Source organism: Rhodococcus sp. 05-2254-6, assembly GCF_002258565.1.
Lineage (GTDB): Bacteria > Actinomycetota > Actinomycetes > Mycobacteriales > Mycobacteriaceae > Rhodococcoides.
In genome coordinates, this window is the sequence record NZ_NOZF01000159.1 from 71,855 (window position 1) to 89,699 (window position 17,845).

Genomic DNA, 17,845 nt, shown 5'->3' on the forward strand with positions numbered 1-17,845 from the left:
CGCGGGAAGTAATCTCGCACCCGATGCGTAGTACGGAGAAGCAGATGCAGGCAGCGCGATACCACCGTTACGGTGGCCCCGAAATACTCGTGGTCGAGGACGCACCGGAACCTCACGCGGAGGCGAACACCGTTCGCATCGAGGTCGGAGCCGCGAGCATCAACCCCATCGACTATCTGCTGCGCTCCGGTCGGTTGAGTGATGTGGTGCCGCTCGATCTGCCCGCCATCCCCGGCCGTGACGCGGCCGGAGTGGTCGACGAGGTAGGACCGGGGGTTGTGGGTACGCAGATCGGAGACGTCGTGTTCGGCGTCGGTGGGATCAGTGACACCACCGCGCAGTACGCAGTACTCACCGCGTGGAGCAGTGCACCCTCGGATTGGAGCATCGAGCACGCTGCGGCCGCCGGGCTCGCTTCGAGCACGGCATCCGCGGTCATCGAGGCTCTCGAGGTCTTCGGGAGTCTGGAAGGGAAGACCGTACTGATCGACGGCGCTTCCGGAGCAGTGGGCACCGCCCTGAGTGTTCTCGCGAGGGATTCGGGGGCCGAGGTGATCGGAACCGGAAGCCCGCGCAATCACGACTATCTGATCGGCCTCGGCGTACGGCCGACCACCTATGGTCCGGGGCTTGCCGAACGGGTCGCCCTCCTCGCGCCGGGCGGGGTGGACGCGGCTGTGCACACGGCGCCGTCATCTCTGCCGGAGGACCTGATCACGTTGGTGGGCGACCCCGCCCGCGTCGTGACCGTCCTGGACGCCGAGGGTGCCGAACGTCTGGGTGCGCGAAAGATCGACGCTCGCAACGAGTCTCAGTTGTTGGAGCGCGCTTCCGAGCTGGGCCGACGCGGAATCTATCTGCCCCGGGTCGACCACACTCTGCCGTTCGCCCAGATCGCCGACGCCCACGCCGTGGCCGAGCGGGGAAGCGGCAAGGTCGTCGTCACCATGCGGTGACCCACCGCCGCGCGTAATCGAGCGCGTTCAGATTTCGTGCACGACTCGCAGGATCTCCTCGGACACCACGTCGGGTGCTTCCTGGTGGACGTAATGCCCCACGTCACGCACTGTTCGACGCGTCAGTCCCGGTGCCCAGTGCCGATCGCGATCGAGGGTGGTGGGCAGCACGTACGGGTCGAGGTCGCCGCTGATCTGCGCGACGGGAATCGAGGTACGTACGTCCACGGCGGCCATGAAGCGGCGTCCCTCGGCGCGGAACTGGCTGCGGAATGCCCAGCGCTGATATTCGAGCGCGCAGTGCGCAGCACCCGGAATCCGGATGGCCGAGCTCATCTTGGCTGCGGTGTCGGCGTAGTCCTCGGTGTTCTTCCACGCGGACCCGGCGCGGCTGCTCATCAACTCGCCCACCGCAGCTCCGCCTCGGCGCGTCAGCAGCCTCTCCGGGCGCAGCGGAACCTGGTAGCGAACGAAATGCGGTAGCAACGCAGCGCGTTGCGCCGAATCCTTCAACACCGCTCGCCGCAGCGAGATGGGGTGCGGTGCGTTGATCAGCACCATCGAGCTCACCAAGCGGGGGTGCAACGCCGCACTGGCCCAGCAGACGAGACCGCCGTCGGCGTGACCGACGAAGGTGGCGTGCGGGTATCCCAGAGCGCGAACCAGTCCGACGATATCGCCGGCCAGTGTCCACCCGTCGTATCCGCGTGGGGGCTTGTCGGAGTCACCGTAACCGCGCAGGTCGACGGCGATTGCCCGGACGCCGGACCGAGCGAGTGCGGCAAGTTGGTGTCGCCACGAATACCAGAAGTCGGCGAAGCCGTGCAGCAGGACCACCAGCGGTGCGTCCGGTGCATGTTCGCCGACCTCGACGACGTGGAACCGGATTCCGTTGGCGTGGATGTCGCGATGGATCCACTGTCCCGGATACCGGACCGTGGACGGATCGGGCTGATTCATACTGCTCGATTCGCCCGGGCTACTACTTCTTGTAGCCGGGAACCCCGGGGATGGAATCGTGCTGGTTCGGCAGCACCGTCGACGCCTGCTTGAGCGAGTCGATGGTCTTCTCGGGCTTGCGCAGTTTCTTGACCCTGCGGTAGCCGAGGAATCCGAACAGCGCCGCAGCCAACACCATGAACGCGAACACGATGAGGAATGCGGCCCAACGGTAGAGCCACACGTCGAGCAGCTCGGCCGCGAAGAAGAAGAAGAAGAAGGTGCTGAACAGCAGAACCGTCAGGGCGATGATGAAGAAGACGCTGCCCTGCAGACCCTTCTTGACCTCACCGGTGACCTCGGCCTTGGCGAGGGCGACTTCGGCGCGCACGAGCGTCGAGACCTGGGTGGTGGCGTCCTTGACGAGGTTTCCGATGCTGGCGCTACCAGGGGTGCGGGCATCGACATCGGTCAGAGGTATCGATGAAATCGTGTTCGGGACGCCGTTTCCGTATCCCTTGTCATTGCTGACGCTCAACTCTCGACCCCTTGTAATCGCTCTGCTCGGTGTTGTGCGGAAGATCGTATCGACAGTAGTGCCTGGGTAGCAGATTAACTGTTCCGCGAAGGGCGAGCGACGCTCGGCCCTCGTTTGGACGCGTACCTCGGTACCGCCTCCCGCAAACTCGCCGATCTTGCGCGATCGGGCACCGGACACGCCCGGGTCGTGAAATTCTCAGGTGTTCATCAGGTAATTTGCAGGGAACTTCCCCCTTTCAGGAGCATCCGTGAGTTCAGCACACGCCGTCGCGCCCGACGGCGCAATTCCCGCACCTCAGGTGCCGCGGTCACGCATCGTGATCGCCTCGATGGTCGGCACGTCCATCGAATTCTTCGACTTCTACATCTATGCCACCGCCGCTGTACTCGTCTTTCCGCGTCTGTTCTTCCCCGCGGGCAACGACACCACGGCGCTGCTGGCGTCGTTCGCGACCTTCGGTCTGGCGTTCATCGCGCGGCCCGTCGGGTCGATTCTGTTCGGCCACTTCGGTGATCGCATCGGACGCAAGGCGACCCTCGTCGGCTCCCTGCTCACGATGGGCGTCGCGACGTTCGCGATCGGCTTGTTGCCGACGTACGCCGCGGTGGGTCTGTGGGCACCGGCCCTGCTGGCGATCATGCGCTTCACCCAGGGCGTCGGTCTCGGTGGTGAGTGGAGCGGTGCAGCATTGCTGGCGACGGAAACCGCGAAGCCGGGCAAGCGAGCCTGGGCCGCGATGTACCCGCAGCTGGGCGCGCCCATCGGCTTCTTCTTCGCCAACGGCATCTTCCTGCTCATCGTCATCGCGACGGGCTACGATTCTGCGAACTCCGGCACCGACCACGCGTTCCTGACGTGGGGCTGGCGAATCCCGTTCCTGCTCAGCGCGATCATGGTCATCATCGGGCTGTACGTCCGGCTCAAGCTGGAGGAAACGCCGGTGTTCAAGTTGGCCGTCGAGCGTGGGCAGAAGGTCAAGACTCCGCTGGCTCAGGTGTTCAAGACCAGCTGGCGTCAGCTGATCATCGGTACTTTCGTCATGCTCGCCACCTACACGCTCTTCTACATCATGACCACGTGGGTGGTCAGCTACGGAACGGGCAAGGTCTCCGACGTCAACGGGCCCAAGCTGGCCATTCCGTACACCGACTTCCTGGAATTGCAGCTCATCGCCGTGCTGTTCTTCGCGGCTCTGATTCCGGTCGCCGGACTGCTCGCCGACAAGTACGGCCGCCGTCCCACGCTCATCGTCATCACCACGGCGATCGTAATGTTCGGACTGTCGTTCCACTGGTTCGCAGATCCGGCGTCCGCGTCGGCAGGCAAGATGTTGGTGTTCATGTGCGTCGGCCTCGGCCTGATGGGTCTGACTTTCGGACCGATGAGTGCCGTTCTGCCCGAACTGTTTCCGACCAACGTGCGCTACACGGGCTCGGGAATCTCGTACAACACCGCGTCGATCCTCGGGGCCGCAGTCGCCCCGTTCATCGCCACCTGGCTGGTGAGCAGCTACGGCGTCGGCTGGGTGGGCGTCTACCTCGCCATCGCCGCGGCGTTGACGCTGATCTCGTTGATCATCATGAAAGAAACACGGGATCAGTCGCTCGACAGCGTGTGAGCGGCTGCGCCGCACGTGAGCGGAAACTCGGAGCAGGGGTCGAGTTTCCGCTCACCTGCGCTGAGCGCTAGCGGCCTTTCTTGATCGCCTCGAACACCTTGGGGTCGACGAGGGTGGAGACGTCGCCGAGTTCGCGGCCCTCGGCCACGTCGCGCAGTAGGCGACGCATGATCTTGCCGGATCGCGTCTTCGGCAGCTCGGGCACGATGGAGATCTCGCGTGGTCGGGCGATCGGTGAGATCTCCTTGGAGACCTGAGCTTTGAGCTCCGCGATCAACGCGTCGCCGGTGTTCTCCTCGCCGGCCCGCAGGATGACGAATGCGACGATGCCCTGACCGGTGGTGTCGTCGGCGGCACCGACCACCGCGGCCTCGGCGACACTGTGATGAGTGACCAGTGCCGATTCCACCTCGGAGGTGGAGATGCGGTGGCCCGAGACGTTCATGACGTCGTCGACGCGGCCGAGGACCCAGAGTGCGCCGTCCTCGTCGTACTTGGCACCGTCACCGGCGAAGTACCAGCCTTCTTCGGCGTAGCGGGACCAGTAGGTGTCCTTGTAGCGGTCCATGTCGCCCCAGATGCCGCGCAGCATCGACGGCCAGGGCTCGTCGAGGACGAGATATCCGTTGCCGCCGTTGCCGAGTGGCTTGGCGTCGTCGTCGACGATCTTGGCGCAGATGCCCGGTAGCGGGGTCATTGCGGAGCCGGGCTTGGTGGAGGTGACGCCGGGCAGTGGGGAGATCATGATCGCGCCGGTCTCGGTCTGCCACCAGGTGTCGACGATCGGTGCGGTGCCGCCGCCGACGACGTCGCGGAACCAGCGCCACGCCTCGGGGTTGATGGGTTCGCCGACGGAGCCGAGCAGGCGGATCGAGCTCAGGTCGTGGGCGTCGGGAATCTCCTTGCCCCACTTCATGAATGTGCGAACGAGGGTGGGGGAGGTGTAGTAGATCGAGACCTTGTACTTCTCGATGACGTTCCAATGCCGGTGCTCGTCGGGCGAATTGGGCGTGCCCTCGTAGACGACCTGGGTGGCGCGGTTCGAGAGCGGGCCGTAGACGATGTAGGAGTGTCCGGTGACCCAGCCGATGTCGGCGGTGCACCAGTAGACGTCTGTGCCTGCCTTGTGGTCGAAGACGTTGTGGTGGGTGTACGAGGTCTGCGTCAGGTAGCCGCCGGAGGTGTGGATGATGCCTTTCGGCTTACCCGTCGTACCGGAGGTGTACAGGATGAACAGCGGGTGCTCGGCCGGGAAGGGCTGTGCCTCATGCTCTTTCGACGCCTTCGCGACGGTCTCGTGCCACCACAGGTCGCGTCCGTCGGTCCACGAGACCTCGGAGTCGGTGCGCTTGACGACGAGCACGTGTTCGACTGACGCGGCAGCGTTCTCGAATGCACTGCCGGCGGCCCCGTCCACGGCCTCGTCGACGGTGTCCTTGATGGGAGCGGGCTTGCCGCGTCGCCACTGACCGTCGGTGGTGATGACGAGTTTGGCTTCGGCGTCGTCGATGCGCGAGCGCAGCGCGGTGGCCGAGAAGCCGGCGAAGACGACGGAGTGGGTCAGTCCGAGGCGGGCGCACGCGAGCATCGAGACGATGGCCTCGGGAATCATGGGCATGTAGATCGCGACGCGGTCGCCGGAGACGAGGCCGAGTTCGGTCAGGGTGTTGGCGGCCTGGCTGACGTCGGCGAGCAGATCGGAGTAGGTGACGTCGCGGCTGTCGCCGGGCTCGCCTTCCCAGTGGATGGCCACCTGGTCGCCGTGACCATCGATCACGTGGCGGTCGACGCAGTTGTAGGCGACGTTGAGCTCGCCGTCGGCGAACCACTTGGCGACGGGGGCGTCGGACCAGTCGAGTACCTCGGTGAACGGGGTGTGCCAGTGGAGTCGGCGAGCCTGCTCGGCCCAGAAGCCGAGTCGATCGTTCTCCGCGGCGGCGTAGAGGTCGGCTCCGGCGTTGGCCTGAGCGGCGAACTCGGCCGAGGGCGCGTAGGAGGCAACCGCGGTCTCGTCGGTTCCGGAGGTACTGGTCGTCATCTCGAATAGCTCACTTTCGTCCGGTGCATTTCGCTCATGAAACTGCACTTCCGTGCCTGTCTCGAGCCCCTTGTGAGGGTAGTCACATGTGATGGCAATCGCACCGTTGCAATCGCCTGCAACCCCCTGATCTGCGGTGATCGGTAGTTTCTGCACGCTGGGCGGTAATCGGGACCGCCGGCGTGCACCCCGGGCGACGCCGATGTCCGAACTGTGAGAAATCGACTTGCCGAAACGTTTCGATCATGTTTCCGGCTTACTCACGGGTCAGCAAAATCTGGGGGAGTTCACATGTTCGTTTCAGGATGTGTCTAAAGTCCATCCCATCAGATCGTTGGAACGGCCCACCTGCCGTGCCATGCGGTCGCCCACGAATCCCCGGGCGTCGCGCCCGAGGAACTGAGCACGGACGACCCCGTGTTCACATCTGGATGGAGGATTTTCTTGCGTATCAAACGTGCCGCGGTAGTCACCACGGCTGTGCTGATGAGTGCGAGCCTGCTCGCCGCCTGTGGCGGCGGAGGCTCGAGCTCCGGCGGTAGCGCCGACGGTATCTACAGCATCTACATCGGCGAGCCCGAGAACCCGCTGATTCCGGGCAACACCACCGAGAGCGAGGGCAGCCAGGTTCTCGAGGCGCTCTTCACTCCGTTGGTCACGTTCAACGACGAGGACAACAGCGTCGAGTACAACGGAGTTGCCGAGTCCGTCGAGTCCGAGGACAACACCACCTGGACCGTCAAGCTCAAGGACGGCTGGACCTTCCACGACGGCACCCCCGTCACGGCCGAGTCCTACACCAAAGCCTGGAGCTACAACGCGTTGAGTACCAACGCTTTCGGTGCCTCCTACTTCTTCGAGAACATCGAAGGCTACGCAGACCTGCAGGGCAGCGACACCGCCGAGCCCGTCGCGACCGAACTGAGCGGACTGAACGTCGTCGACGACACGACCTTCACCGTCAAGCTCAACGGACCGTTCGCGATCTTCCCGCTCACGCTGGGATACACCGCATTCGACCCGCTGCCCGAGGCGTTCTATGCCGACCCCGACGCCTACGGCGCTCGCCCGATCGGTAACGGCCCGTTCAAGGCCGACGAGGACTTCGTTCCCGGACAGGGATTCACCGTCACCAAGTACGACGATTACGCAGGCGACAATGCGGCACAGTCCGCAGGCGTCAACTTCAAGGTCTACACCGAGGTGAGCACCGGCTACAACGACGTTCAGGGTGGCGGACTCGACGTCATGCTCGACCTCCCCGAGGACGCATGGGCCACTGCCCGCGACACGTTCGGTGACCGGTACGGCGAGCGCGCACGTCCCGATATCACCTCGCTCGGCTTCCCGACGTACGATCCGCGATTCCAGGATCCGAACGTGCGTAAGGCATTCTCGATGGCCATCGATCGCCAGGCCATCGCGACCGCGATCTTCACCGATACCCGCACTCCGGCAGGATCTTTCGCATCGCCCGTCGTCGACGGCTACCGCGAGGACGCCTGCGGTGCCAACTGCGAGCTCAACGCGGACGAGGCCAACCGTCTGCTCGACGAGGCCGGATTCGACCGCAGCCAGCCGGTGGATCTGTGGTTCAACGCCGGTGCGGGCCACGACTCGTGGATGACCGCCGTGGGCAACCAGCTGCGTGACAACCTGGGCGTGAACTACGCACTGCGCGGTGACCTCCAGTTCGCGCAGTACCTGCCGCTGCAGGACGCTCAGGGCATGACCGGCCCGTTCCGTTCGGGCTGGATCATGGACTACCCGTCGATCTACAACTTCCTCTCCCCGTTGTACTCGGCAGCCGCAACCCCGCCTGCAGGTAGCAACTACGTCTTCTTCAACGATCCGGCATTCGACGCCGCGCTTGCCGAAGGCAACAACGCTGCAGACATCGACGCTGCAACCGCGGACTACCAGAAGGCAGAGGACATCCTGATCGACCAGATGCCCGCTACTCCGCTGTTCTACGGCCTGAACCAGGCTGTGTGGTCCGATCGCGTCTCCGACGTCAAGATCGACAACCGAGGCAACATCATCCTCGAGGACGTCGTAGTCAGCTGACGACACACCCAGGTGGGTGTCAGCCGAGCGTGATGGGCTGTCACCCACCGGGTCTCGTTCAACCGTGGGGCACATCCGCCCCACACCGACCTGCGCCGGCAAGACCCGAGGCGCAGGTTCGTCCCTTGTTCAAGGAGAAGACACACAGTGGGTCGCTACATCACTCGCCGATTACTGCTGACGATTCCCGTCCTGATCGGCTCCTCGTTCTTGATCTTCGCGATGGTCTACGCGCTGCCGGGTGATCCCATCCGCGCCCTCGCCGGAGATCGCCCCCTCGCCCCGGGCGTCGTCGCCCAGTTGCGAGACGAGTTCAACCTCGACGACAACCTGTTCGTGCAGTACTTCAAGTACATCGCCGGCTTCTTCCAGGGCGATTTCGGTACCGACTTCTCCGGACGCCCCGTTCTCGACACCATCGAGCGGGCGCTCCCGGTGACAGTCCGGTTGACCATCGTGGCCGTCGTCATCGAAACGATCATGGGCATCGCTGCAGGCGTGCTCGCCGCCCTCAAGCGCGGATCCTTCTTCGACAACCTCGTGCTCATCTCGACGACGCTGCTGGTGTCGGTGCCGGTGTTCGTTCTCGGCTTCATCGCCCAGTTCACCCTCGGTCTCAAGTTGGGGCTCTTCCCGATCTCCGGCATCAACGACGGCTGGTCGAGTTACCTGCTTCCCGGCCTGGTGCTCGCATCGCTGTCGATGGCGTACGTGGCTCGTCTGACCCGCACCTCGGTGGCCGAGTCGATGGCCGCGGATTACATCCGCACCGCGAAGTCGAAGGGAATCAGCAACCGGCGCATCATCGTTCGACATGCGTTGCGCAACTCGCTGATTCCTGTTGTCACCTTCATCGGTGCCGACGTCGGTGGTCTGCTGGGCGGTGCCATCGTGACCGAAACGGTGTTCAACCTGCCCGGGCTCGGCCGCGCCATCTACGACGGTCTCGCCCGTCAGGAAGGTGCGGTCGTCGTCGGCATCGTGACGCTCTTCGTGTTCTTCTACATCTTCTTCAACCTCGTGGTGGACGTTCTCTACGCGGTTCTCGATCCAAGGATTCGCTATGAATAAAGAAGATTCGAGCGCAGCTCAGCACGCCGCGGACGAGGGCCAGCCCGGAAACGTCGTCACCGGCGAGGCCGTCGAGCTGGTCGGTCAGGCCAGCCTGTGGGGCAACGCGTGGAAGTACCTGCGCAAGAGCCCGTTCTTCATCATCGGCACGTTCCTGCTGTTGGTGCTGTTGGTCATGGCGGTGTTCCCGCAGCTGTTCGCCCGCGGCATCGATCCGCGAGTGTGCTCGCTGTCCGATTCCGGTCAAAAACCCAGTGCAGCACACTGGTTCGGCACCGACATCCAGGGCTGCGACTACTACGCCAACGTCATCTACGGTACGCGGATCTCGCTGTCGATCGGTGTGCTCTCGGTGATCGGCGTGCTGATCATCGGCGTCCTCATCGGTGCTCTCGCCGGCTACTTCGGCGGTGCGATCGACAGCATCCTGGCGCGCTTCACCGACGTGTTCTTCGGGATTCCGCTGCTGCTCGGTGCTCTGATCCTGCTCACCGTCACCGCCCAGCGCACCATCTTCACCGTGTCGTTGGCCCTGGTGGCCTTCGGTTGGATGACGGCGATGCGCCTGGTGCGATCGTCGGTGATCTCCATCAAGAACAGTGAATACGTCCAGGCGGCACAGGCATTGGGAGCGTCGACCTACCGCATTCTGGTGCGACACATCCTTCCCAACGCGCTGGCCCCGGTGATCATCTACGCCACGATCTCGGTGGGTACGTTCATCGCGGCCGAGGCGACATTGACGTTCCTCGGAATCGGATTGCAAGCCCCCGAGATCTCCTGGGGCCTACAGATCAACCTCGGTCAAGCCAGGTTCCTCACGTCACCGCACCTGGTGCTGTTCCCGGCCGCGTTCCTCTCCGTCACGGTGCTGGCGTTCATCATGCTCGGCGACGCACTCCGTGACGCACTCGATCCGAAACGGAACTGACATGAGTATTCAGAAGGACACGGTTCTGAGCGTCACCGATCTGACGGTCGAGTTCGAGGTCGAGAAGGTCTGGCGCAAGGCGGTCGATACCGTCTCGTTCACGGTCGCCTCCGGTGAAGTTCTCGCCATCGTCGGTGAATCCGGATCCGGTAAGTCGACGACGGCGATGGCCGTCCCGGGCCTGCTGGCCGATAATTCGCGGGTGTCCGGCAGTATCAAGCTGGGCGAGAAAGAGCTGGTCGGGCTGCCCGAGAAGCAGCTCGCACCCATCCGCGGCAAGAACGTCGCTGTAATCTTCCAGGAGCCCATGACGGCGCTCAATCCGGTGTACTCGATCGGCTGGCAGATCACCGAGGCCATCCGCGCGCACACCTCGCTGTCGAAGAAGGAAGCGAAAGCGCGGGCCGTCGAGCTGCTCAAGCTCGTGGAGATGCCGGATCCGGAGACGCGGGTCAACTTCTACCCGCACCAGCTCTCCGGTGGTCAGCGTCAGCGTGCCATGATCGCCCAGGCGCTGTCCTCGGATCCGTCGCTGCTGATCGCGGACGAGCCGACCACGGCGCTTGACGTGACGGTGCAGGCCGAGATCCTCGACCTGATGCGCGATCTCCGTAACCGCATCGACGCGTCGATCGTCCTGATCACCCACGACATGGGTGTGGTGGCCGACATGGCCGACCGCATCGCGGTGATGAAGGACGGCGTCATCGTCGAAACAGACGCTGCGCAAACCATATTCAAGAACGCATCGCATCCGTACACGCAGCAGTTGCTCGCCTCGGTTCCGCACCTGGGTAGCAGCATCGAGGCCGTGACCGCCGGGAAGATCGCCGAGCCCAGTGCCGTCGAGGAGACCCGGGCACTGAGCATCGTCGACGGTGTCATCGAGTACCCGGGCCGCACCGTGTTCCGGGCCGTCGACGGGGTCAGCCTCGACATCGAGATGGGTGAGGTGGTCGGCCTCGTCGGCGAGTCCGGCTCGGGCAAGTCGACGATCGGCAAGGCCGTGGTGGGACTGAACAAGCTCACCGGCGGCTCGTTGTCGATCGCAGGCGTCGACATCACCAACCTGTCGAATCGCGAACTGCGGTCGGTGCGAAGCAAGGTCGGCATCGTGTTCCAGGATCCGGGTTCGTCGTTGAACCCGCGCTGGCCGATCGGACAGTCCATTGCCGAGCCGATGCTGCTGCACACCGAGCACAGTGCTGCAGACCGAAATCGAAAGGTCGAGGAACTGCTCGACCGGGTTCACCTGTCGCGGACCATGCGCAACCGCTACCCCCACCAGTTGTCCGGTGGGCAGCGTCAGCGCGTCGGTATCGCCCGGGCGCTCGCGCTGGAGCCGACGCTGCTGGTGGCCGACGAACCGACGTCCGCACTCGACGTGTCGGTGCAGGCCAAGGTGCTCGAGCTGTTCAAGGAACTACAGCGTGAGTACGGCTTCGCGTGCCTGTTCATCAGCCACGATCTCGCTGTGGTGGAGGTACTGGCCAAGCGCATAGCGGTGCTGAACAAGGGCAAACTCGCCGAGTTCGGTACGACGGATCAGATTCTGCGTCGTCCGACCAACGAGTACACCAAGCGGTTGCTCGCGGCCGTCCCGGTGCCCGATCCGGCCGAACAGGCCAAGCGTCGCCAGGCCCGCGCCGAGCTGTTGGCGGCAGGGGCAAAGTAGGGGTGGGGGAGGGGGTACCGTCGTCTGTCGTGACGGACCCCCTCGCCCCGCTGCTGGAACTGCCCGGAGTTGTCGACTCCGCCGAACGGGCGCGTGACGCTCTCGGCGCGGTGCATCGACACAAGGCCAACCGTCGTGGCTGGCCGGCCACCGCGGCCGAGGCCGCGGTCCGTGCGGCCCGCTCGTCCTCGTCACTCGAGGGCGGGTCGATGGATTTCCCCCGCGAGGGCGAAGAAGGTGACCCCGTGCTCGCGGGCGCGCTTAGAGTCGCGGCCGCCCTCGATGGCGACGCCCTGCAGAACACGCTCTCGACGTGGAAGCGCGCTCCGCTGCAGACCCTGGCTCGACTCCACTTGTTGGCAGCTGCAGATCTCGTCGACGACGCCTCCGCGCTCGGTCGTCCGCGCGGTGATTCGGGGGTCGGCGAGCGACTCGATCTGCTCGCTCAGCTCGTGACCGGTGGAACCTCTGCACCCGCTCCGGTGATCGCGGCGGTGGTGCACGGTGAGTTGTTGACGCTCAAAGCTTTCGGATCGGCCGACGGCATCGTTGCGCGGGCTGCATCGAGACTGGTGGCGGCGTCGTCGGGCTTCGACCCCCACAACCTTGGAGTGCCGGAAGTGAGCTGGATGCGTCGAGCAAATGCCTACCGGGACGGCGCGACCGGATTCGCCGAGGGCACCGCGACGGGCGTCGGGAGTTGGGTGATCCTGTGCTGTGGAGCCTTCGAAGCCGGTGCGGCAGAGGCGACTTCGATTGCCGAAGCCGCGGTGTAGCGAGCGCATAAAAGGGCCGCGAGCGGAGCCTGCAGCAGCGAGCACATAAAAGGGCGGCGATGCCGACTTGCGTCGACTTCGCCGCCCGTTAGCACGGAGCGCCTGGTTACCAAGCGTGCTCAGGTGGGCTGTGATGGAAAACCACGTGGCCTCGGCGAGGGTTCGACGGTGATGAGGTCATCCCTGCAACCGGTGCAGGGTTCTTGCTGATCATCGACGAATCTCGCAGGCCCACAGCGCTTCTGCCATTAGGTGGCCGCTCCGCGTGGGTGCCTGGTGTCCGTGCTGGGAATCCCGGTCGGGAGAGCGAATCTTCTCTTCCGATTCGTTCTTGGCCTTCCGTTCTTCCGTACGTCATTTGTACCCCGTGACGCGCCTCACATCAAGGGGTTGAGCGTCATCTTTTTCTTCGGAGCAGTCCGTAGGTGATCGCGCCGGCCGCAAGAGCGCTGAAACCTGCTGCCGCACTTGCCGCTACGGTCTTGCCGGACGGGGTCTGGATCCGTGATCGCAGCGAGACCGGGTTGGAGAACGTGAGGATCGGCCAGCCGCGGGACGCGGCTTCCTTGCGCAGCGCTCGGTCGGGGTTGACGGCCGTGGGATGCCCGACGGCGCGCAGCATCGGCACGTCGGTGATCGAGTCCGAGTACGCGTAGCTCGACGCCAAGTCGTAATCATGTTGCGCGGCCAGGGAGTTCATGGCGTCGACCTTGCCCTCGCCGTAGCAGTAGAAGTCGACTTTGCCGATGTACTTGCCGTCCACGGTCACCATCGTGGTGGCCATGCTGTGATCGGCACCCAGGAGTTCTGCGATGGGGTGCACGATCTCGTCGCCGGACGCCGACACGATCACCACATCGTGGCCGCGGAGCTTGTGGTCTGCGATCAGGTCGGCGGCTTCGGCGAACACGAGGGGGTCGACGATGTCGTGCAGGGTTTCGGCGACGACTGCTCGTACCTGTTCGACGTCCCAGCCGGCGGTCATGCTCGCGATGTGTGCGCGCATGCGCTCCATCTGGTCGTGATCGGCTCCGGAGAGCAGGAACAGGAACTGGGCGTAGCTGCTCTTGAGAACGGCGCGCCGGTTGATGAGTCCTTGGTCGAAGAACGGTCTGCTGAATGCCAACGTGCTGGACTTGGCGATGATCGTCTTGTCGAGGTCGAAGAATGCCGCGACGCGCGCTGCGCGTCGGCCGGCCGGGGCGTCGTCGGTGCTCGCGCTCTGGGTCACGTTTGTCACCATAGTGGCCGGTGGTGACCGGTGGATGTTGCGCGGCGCCACTGGCGGACTCGGTCCGAAACCGTCGAGAAAAAGCGACGGTTGAACTTGCAAACAAGGAAGTCCACGGGTGTAGTATTTGCTATGAGCCCGGTTCATTCCGGGCGGTGTTCAGCCCGACCCCCCGGGGCTGAACCAGACGACCCTCGCCTCCTCCCCCCCTGGCGAGGGTCGTCCTCTTTTCCGGGTCGGGGCAAAAACTGGTACAGCAGTACCGGTATTCATCCACAGGCCCCGATCTATCCACATTTTCCCAAGTCGCGCGCACCTCGAGCAGATTCTCACGCAGGCTTGGCGCATGGAAACGGACCCGCGACAGCGAATCGCGCACCCGACTGTGGCGATGTCGATCGAACTTCGCGGACTCCGCGAGGACGTCTATCGAATAGCCGCGGCCGCGGATTGTGTTGTGGAAGAGCAGAACTTACTGGTCGGTATCGGTTCGGCTCGGTCGATGTGGGACCGACTCGGAACAATTTTGGTCGATTTCGAGTCCGCAGAGACGGCATTGGCGTCCGGATTTCCGCGACGCTCGGGCGTCATTCTGGTCACGGACGAGCAACCGACACTCGACGACTGGCGCATCGCCACATCCGTCGGTGCCGAGCATGTGATCTCCCTGCCGCAGGACGAAGACGCACTCGTGCGCATACTCGGCGAACCCGCATCGGTGCCGTCGGGAGACGGTGGAGTGATCGCCGTGGTCGGCGCTCGCGGCGGCGCGGGCGCATCGACATTCGCTGCCGCACTCGGACTCCGCAGCAGCCGCTCGGACCGACGTGCCCTCCTCGTCGAGGGTGATCGGTACGGCAGCGGCCTCGACCTGTTACTCGGCTGGGAGAACGCTCCGGGTCTGCGATGGTCCGGCTTGGTCGTCGAAGGCGGCCGAGTCTCCGGCGACGCTCTGCACGGGGCGCTGCCTTCCCGCGGCGGGTTGTCGGTGCTGGCGCTCGGCCGATCCGAGGACCGGGGTGCCGGACTCTCGGCCGTTGCAGTGGCGGCTGTGGTCGATGCAGGACGCGCAGCGGGAGATCTGGTGGTGTCCGACGCTCCGCGCCATCCGAGCGACGTCTCCGACGCCCTGTACGCCGCGGCGGATCTCGTCGTGCTGGTACTTCCGGCCGAACTGCGAGCCGTGACGTCGGCTGAGGCGGTGGCAGCGCAGGTCGTGGATCGAAACGCCAACGTCGGCCTGGTCGTTCGTGGGCCTGCGCCGGGTGGGCTGAGGGCAGACGACATCGCCGTCGCCCTCGGTCTTCCGCTGCTGACCTCGATGCGCGCCGAGCCCGCGTTGGCCGAGCGCCTCGAACGAGGAGGACTTGTGCTGGGCCGACGTTCGCCGCTGGCCGCGGCAGCCGACGCTGTGCTCGATACGTTCGCGCACAAGCCCGGTGGTCAGCGGTGGGCGGCATGAGCGCCGTCGTCACCGCGGATCTGCTCGACCGCGTCCGTGATCGCCTGGCGGCATCGGCCGATGCTCCGGTTCCCGCGACCGTCGCCGCGGCGATTCGAGCGGAAGCAGGCGGGGTGATCGGCGACACCGATATGCTTGCGGCCCTTCGTGTTCTGCAGACCGAGCTGACCGGTGCGGGGCCGTTGGAGCCGCTGCTGTCCGAGCCCGGAGTGACCGATGTGCTGGTCACCGCACCGGATCAGGTGTGGATCGATCGTGGTCGCGGACTCAAGCGCACCGGTATCCGCTTCGCCGACGAGGCTGCCGTACGTCGTTTGGCGCAGCGACTCGCGTTGTCGGCCGGCCGCCGCTTGGACGACGCGCAGCCCTGGGTCGACGGTCGATTGCCGGGCGTCGGGCAGGGGGCCTTCGGCGTCCGCCTGCACGCGGTACTGGCACCGGTGGCGAGCGGAGGAACGTGTGTCTCGCTTCGGGTGCTGCGACCCGCGACGCAGGGACTCGCTGCGCTCCGTGCATCGGGAGCCGTGACCGCAGACGGGTACGAGCTGCTGCGTCGAATCATGTTCGGCCGCCTGGCATTTCTCGTTGTCGGCGGTACCGGCGCGGGAAAAACTACGCTCTTGGCCGCACTGTTGGGCGAGGTGGATCCGGCCGAACGGATCGTCTGCGTCGAGGACGCCGCCGAGTTGGCCCCGGCTCATCCGCACGTGGTCCGACTGGTGGCCCGCGCACCCAATGTCGAAGGCGTGGGTGAAGTATCGGTGCGGCAGCTGGTGCGTCAGGCCCTGCGAATGCGACCCGATCGTCTCGTGGTCGGTGAAGTGCGCGGTGCCGAGGTCATCGACTTGATGACGGCACTCAATACAGGTCACGACGGCGGAGCCGGAACCATTCACGCGAATTCCCCGGCCGAGGTACCGGCCAGACTCGAAGCCCTTGCGGCACTGGGCGGAATGGGCAGAGACGCGCTACACAGCCAACTCGCCGCTGCGGTCCAAGTGGTGTTGCACGTCCACCGCAGCTCCGACGGTACTCGACGGCTACGTGAGATCGGAGTGGTCGACGTCGATCCCACCGGCCGAGTGCACATCGCGGCGGCCTGGTCGGTGACTGCCGACGCGACGCCGGGCGAAGGTCGGCTCCTCGAACTGCTCGACCGCCGTTGCGGTGACGCGCGATGACGGCGTCGGTGATGGTCCTCGCCCTCGCGGTTGCCCTGTGGCCGAGCAGTTTCCGTCGGTTGTCTGGTGAAGAACGGGCGGCTTCCTCCGCGCCGCGATGGCTGGTGCCGGCCTGCTGCGTTCTGCTTGCGGCAGGGGCGGCGTGGTGGTTCGGCGGAATCTGGGCCGTGAGCGCAGCAGCGGTGGCGGGCGGTACCGGATGGCGTCGTAATCGCCGGCGACTCGAACGTGACCGGCGTGCCGACGAATTGAACTGGCTCGCAACCGGAGTCGAGGTGGTCATCGGCGAGCTGCGCGTCGGATCCCATCCGGCCACGGCCAGCGCGGTCGCGGCCGACGAGTGCGGCGGCATCGCGTCGACGGCACTGCGCGGTGCGGCATCGCGCTCCGGACTGGGCGGCATGGCTGCGGACGGTATCGCCTCGTCCGATTCGTTGTTGGACGCCGAGCTCGGCCGGCTGGCCGCCGCGTGGAGAGTGGCAGACGAGCACGGGCTCGCGCTCGCCGAACTGCTCGATGCCGTCCGCGAGGACATGCTGGGACGCCGACGGTTTCGCGAACGAACCGACGCATCGCTCGCCGGTGCCCGTGCCACCGCGCTGGTGCTGGCTGGTTTGCCGATTCTCGGAGTGGCTCTCGGTCAGCTGATGGGAGCCGATCCGCTGCACATTCTGCTCGGCGGTGGGCTCGGCGGAATGCTGCTGCTCATCGGCACGGCGCTGGGCTGTGCGGGACTGCTGTGGACCGATGCGATCACCGGCAAGGTGACGACGTGATGTGGGTGGCGGTTCTGTGTCTGGCCACGGCATCGATCACGCTGCCCTCGGTCTCGGGTGGGTTGCACAGGCTGGCATCCGAGCGCCGGGCGGACACCGACACCGTCGATACGCCGACACCCGACCCGCTCGCGGTGGCCACGACCTTCGATCTGCTCGCCGCCTGTCTGCGGTCGGGCTTGCCGATATCGACCGCCGCTGCGGCAGCGGCACATTCCGCTCCGACCTCGTTCGGTATCGCGCTCCGCAAGGCAGCCGATCTGCTCGAACTCGGTGCCGACGCCGCGACCGCGTGGGACGCCGTCGCGCAGGATCCAGAGACCGAGGCGCTGGCCAGGATGGCCCGCCGATCTGCCCGGGCCGGGTCGTCCATGGCGTCGGCGATGACGGAACTCGCTGCGACACAACGAACTCGCGCCGAGGACGCGTCGGCCGCTGCGGCCGAACGCGCGGGTGTGCTGATCAGCGGGCCGTTGGGTCTGTGCTTTCTGCCGGCCTTCATCTGCCTCGGCATCATCCCCGTGGTGATCGGCCTGGCGGGCAACGTACTGGGCGGCGGTCTGCTGTGACCGCCGCGCACACA

The 17,845-nt window shown here is 65.3% G+C and carries 15 protein-coding genes; 11 read left to right on the top strand and 4 right to left on the bottom strand.

Annotated features, from left to right (window positions below; translation table 11 throughout):
* Nucleotides 1–44 precede the first annotated feature (44 nt).
* Nucleotides 45–956, top strand: a complete 912-nt coding sequence (locus CH256_RS22380) for an NADP-dependent oxidoreductase (protein WP_094670583.1) — start codon at nt 45–47, stop codon at nt 954–956.
* 27 nt (nt 957–983) lie between these two features.
* Here CH256_RS22380 and CH256_RS22385 read toward each other — a convergent pair whose 3' ends face one another.
* Entirely contained in the window at nt 984–1,916 is a 933-nt protein-coding gene (locus tag CH256_RS22385; RefSeq protein ID WP_068054113.1) for an alpha/beta fold hydrolase, read from the bottom strand.
* Nucleotides 1,917–1,938: 22 nt separating this feature from the next.
* Complete coding sequence (locus CH256_RS22390) at nt 1,939–2,433, bottom strand: phage holin family protein (RefSeq protein ID WP_068054119.1); 495 nt, start codon at nt 2,431–2,433, stop codon at nt 1,939–1,941.
* Between the two features lie 250 nt (nt 2,434–2,683).
* On the opposite strand from CH256_RS22390, the gene CH256_RS22395 reads away from it, so the two are divergent.
* Nucleotides 2,684–4,054, top strand: a complete 1,371-nt coding sequence (locus CH256_RS22395) for an MFS transporter (RefSeq protein WP_179272182.1) — start codon at nt 2,684–2,686, stop codon at nt 4,052–4,054.
* Nucleotides 4,055–4,121: 67 nt separating this feature from the next.
* On the opposite strand, the gene acs is transcribed toward CH256_RS22395, so the two are convergent.
* The gene (acs, locus tag CH256_RS22400; protein ID WP_094670607.1) at nt 4,122–6,092 is read right to left on the bottom strand and encodes an acetate--CoA ligase; all 1,971 of its coding nucleotides are present in this window, start codon (nt 6,090–6,092) and stop codon (nt 4,122–4,124) included.
* A 444-nt stretch (nt 6,093–6,536) separates the two neighbouring features.
* Between acs and CH256_RS22405 the strand changes: the two genes are divergently transcribed.
* The 5 genes from CH256_RS22405 (at nt 6,537) to CH256_RS22425 (ending at nt 12,612) form a co-directional block, all read left to right on the top strand.
* A complete protein-coding gene (locus CH256_RS22405) occupies nt 6,537–8,159 on the top strand; it encodes a peptide ABC transporter substrate-binding protein (protein ID WP_094670584.1) in 1,623 nt (540 codons plus the stop codon).
* Between the two features lie 147 nt (nt 8,160–8,306).
* Nucleotides 8,307–9,230, top strand: coding sequence for an ABC transporter permease (locus CH256_RS22410; protein ID WP_094638620.1), 924 nt, complete (start codon nt 8,307–8,309; stop codon nt 9,228–9,230).
* Nucleotides 9,223–10,161, top strand: a complete 939-nt coding sequence (locus tag CH256_RS22415; protein WP_094670585.1) for an ABC transporter permease — start codon at nt 9,223–9,225, stop codon at nt 10,159–10,161. The genes CH256_RS22410 and CH256_RS22415 overlap by 8 nt, the downstream gene beginning before the upstream one ends.
* A gap of 1 nt (nt 10,162) precedes the next feature.
* The gene (locus tag CH256_RS22420; protein WP_094638622.1) at nt 10,163–11,836 is read left to right on the top strand and encodes an ABC transporter ATP-binding protein; all 1,674 of its coding nucleotides are present in this window, start codon (nt 10,163–10,165) and stop codon (nt 11,834–11,836) included.
* Nucleotides 11,837–11,865: 29 nt separating this feature from the next.
* Nucleotides 11,866–12,612 carry an oxidoreductase gene (locus tag CH256_RS22425; protein WP_068054137.1) on the top strand — a complete coding sequence of 249 codons (747 nt, stop codon included), beginning with the start codon at nt 11,866–11,868 and terminating at the stop codon, nt 12,610–12,612.
* Between the two features lie 397 nt (nt 12,613–13,009).
* Here CH256_RS22425 and CH256_RS22430 read toward each other — a convergent pair whose 3' ends face one another.
* Nucleotides 13,010–13,855, bottom strand: a complete 846-nt coding sequence (locus tag CH256_RS22430) for an HAD family hydrolase (RefSeq protein WP_373454860.1) — start codon at nt 13,853–13,855, stop codon at nt 13,010–13,012.
* Between the two features lie 334 nt (nt 13,856–14,189).
* Between CH256_RS22430 and ssd the strand changes: the two genes are divergently transcribed.
* From ssd to CH256_RS22450, 4 genes are read left to right on the top strand one after another with little or no spacing between them, the layout of a single operon-like run.
* Entirely contained in the window at nt 14,190–15,305 is a 1,116-nt protein-coding gene (gene ssd, locus CH256_RS22435) for a septum site-determining protein Ssd (RefSeq protein WP_094670586.1), read from the top strand.
* Nucleotides 15,302–16,486: a TadA family conjugal transfer-associated ATPase gene (locus CH256_RS22440; RefSeq protein WP_094670608.1), complete on the top strand. Its 1,185-nt coding sequence runs from the start codon at nt 15,302–15,304 to the stop codon at nt 16,484–16,486. The genes ssd and CH256_RS22440 overlap by 4 nt, the downstream gene beginning before the upstream one ends.
* Nucleotides 16,483–17,262, top strand: coding sequence for a type II secretion system F family protein (locus CH256_RS22445; RefSeq protein ID WP_094670587.1), 780 nt, complete (start codon nt 16,483–16,485; stop codon nt 17,260–17,262). The genes CH256_RS22440 and CH256_RS22445 overlap by 4 nt, the downstream gene beginning before the upstream one ends.
* Nucleotides 17,259–17,831, top strand: a complete 573-nt coding sequence (locus CH256_RS22450; protein ID WP_256989514.1) for a type II secretion system F family protein — start codon at nt 17,259–17,261, stop codon at nt 17,829–17,831. The genes CH256_RS22445 and CH256_RS22450 overlap by 4 nt, the downstream gene beginning before the upstream one ends.
* Nucleotides 17,832–17,845 lie beyond the last annotated feature (14 nt).

Excerpts from the sequence above, each read along its gene's own strand:
- CH256_RS22420 (WP_094638622.1), top strand. The coding sequence starts at position 10,163 with ATGAGTATTCAGAAGGACACGGTTCTGAGCGTCACCGATCTGACGGTC.
- ssd (WP_094670586.1), top strand. The coding sequence starts at position 14,190 with ATGGAAACGGACCCGCGACAGCGAATCGCGCACCCGACTGTGGCGATG.
- CH256_RS22380 (WP_094670583.1), top strand. The coding sequence starts at position 45 with ATGCAGGCAGCGCGATACCACCGTTACGGTGGCCCCGAAATACTCGTG.
- acs (WP_094670607.1), bottom strand. The coding sequence starts at position 6,092 with ATGACGACCAGTACCTCCGGAACCGACGAGACCGCGGTTGCCTCCTAC.
- CH256_RS22440 (WP_094670608.1), top strand. The coding sequence starts at position 15,302 with ATGAGCGCCGTCGTCACCGCGGATCTGCTCGACCGCGTCCGTGATCGC.
- CH256_RS22445 (WP_094670587.1), top strand. The coding sequence starts at position 16,483 with ATGACGGCGTCGGTGATGGTCCTCGCCCTCGCGGTTGCCCTGTGGCCG.
- CH256_RS22415 (WP_094670585.1), top strand. The coding sequence starts at position 9,223 with ATGAATAAAGAAGATTCGAGCGCAGCTCAGCACGCCGCGGACGAGGGC.
- CH256_RS22385 (WP_068054113.1), bottom strand. The coding sequence starts at position 1,916 with ATGAATCAGCCCGATCCGTCCACGGTCCGGTATCCGGGACAGTGGATC.
- CH256_RS22430 (WP_373454860.1), bottom strand. The coding sequence starts at position 13,855 with ATGGTGACAAACGTGACCCAGAGCGCGAGCACCGACGACGCCCCGGCC.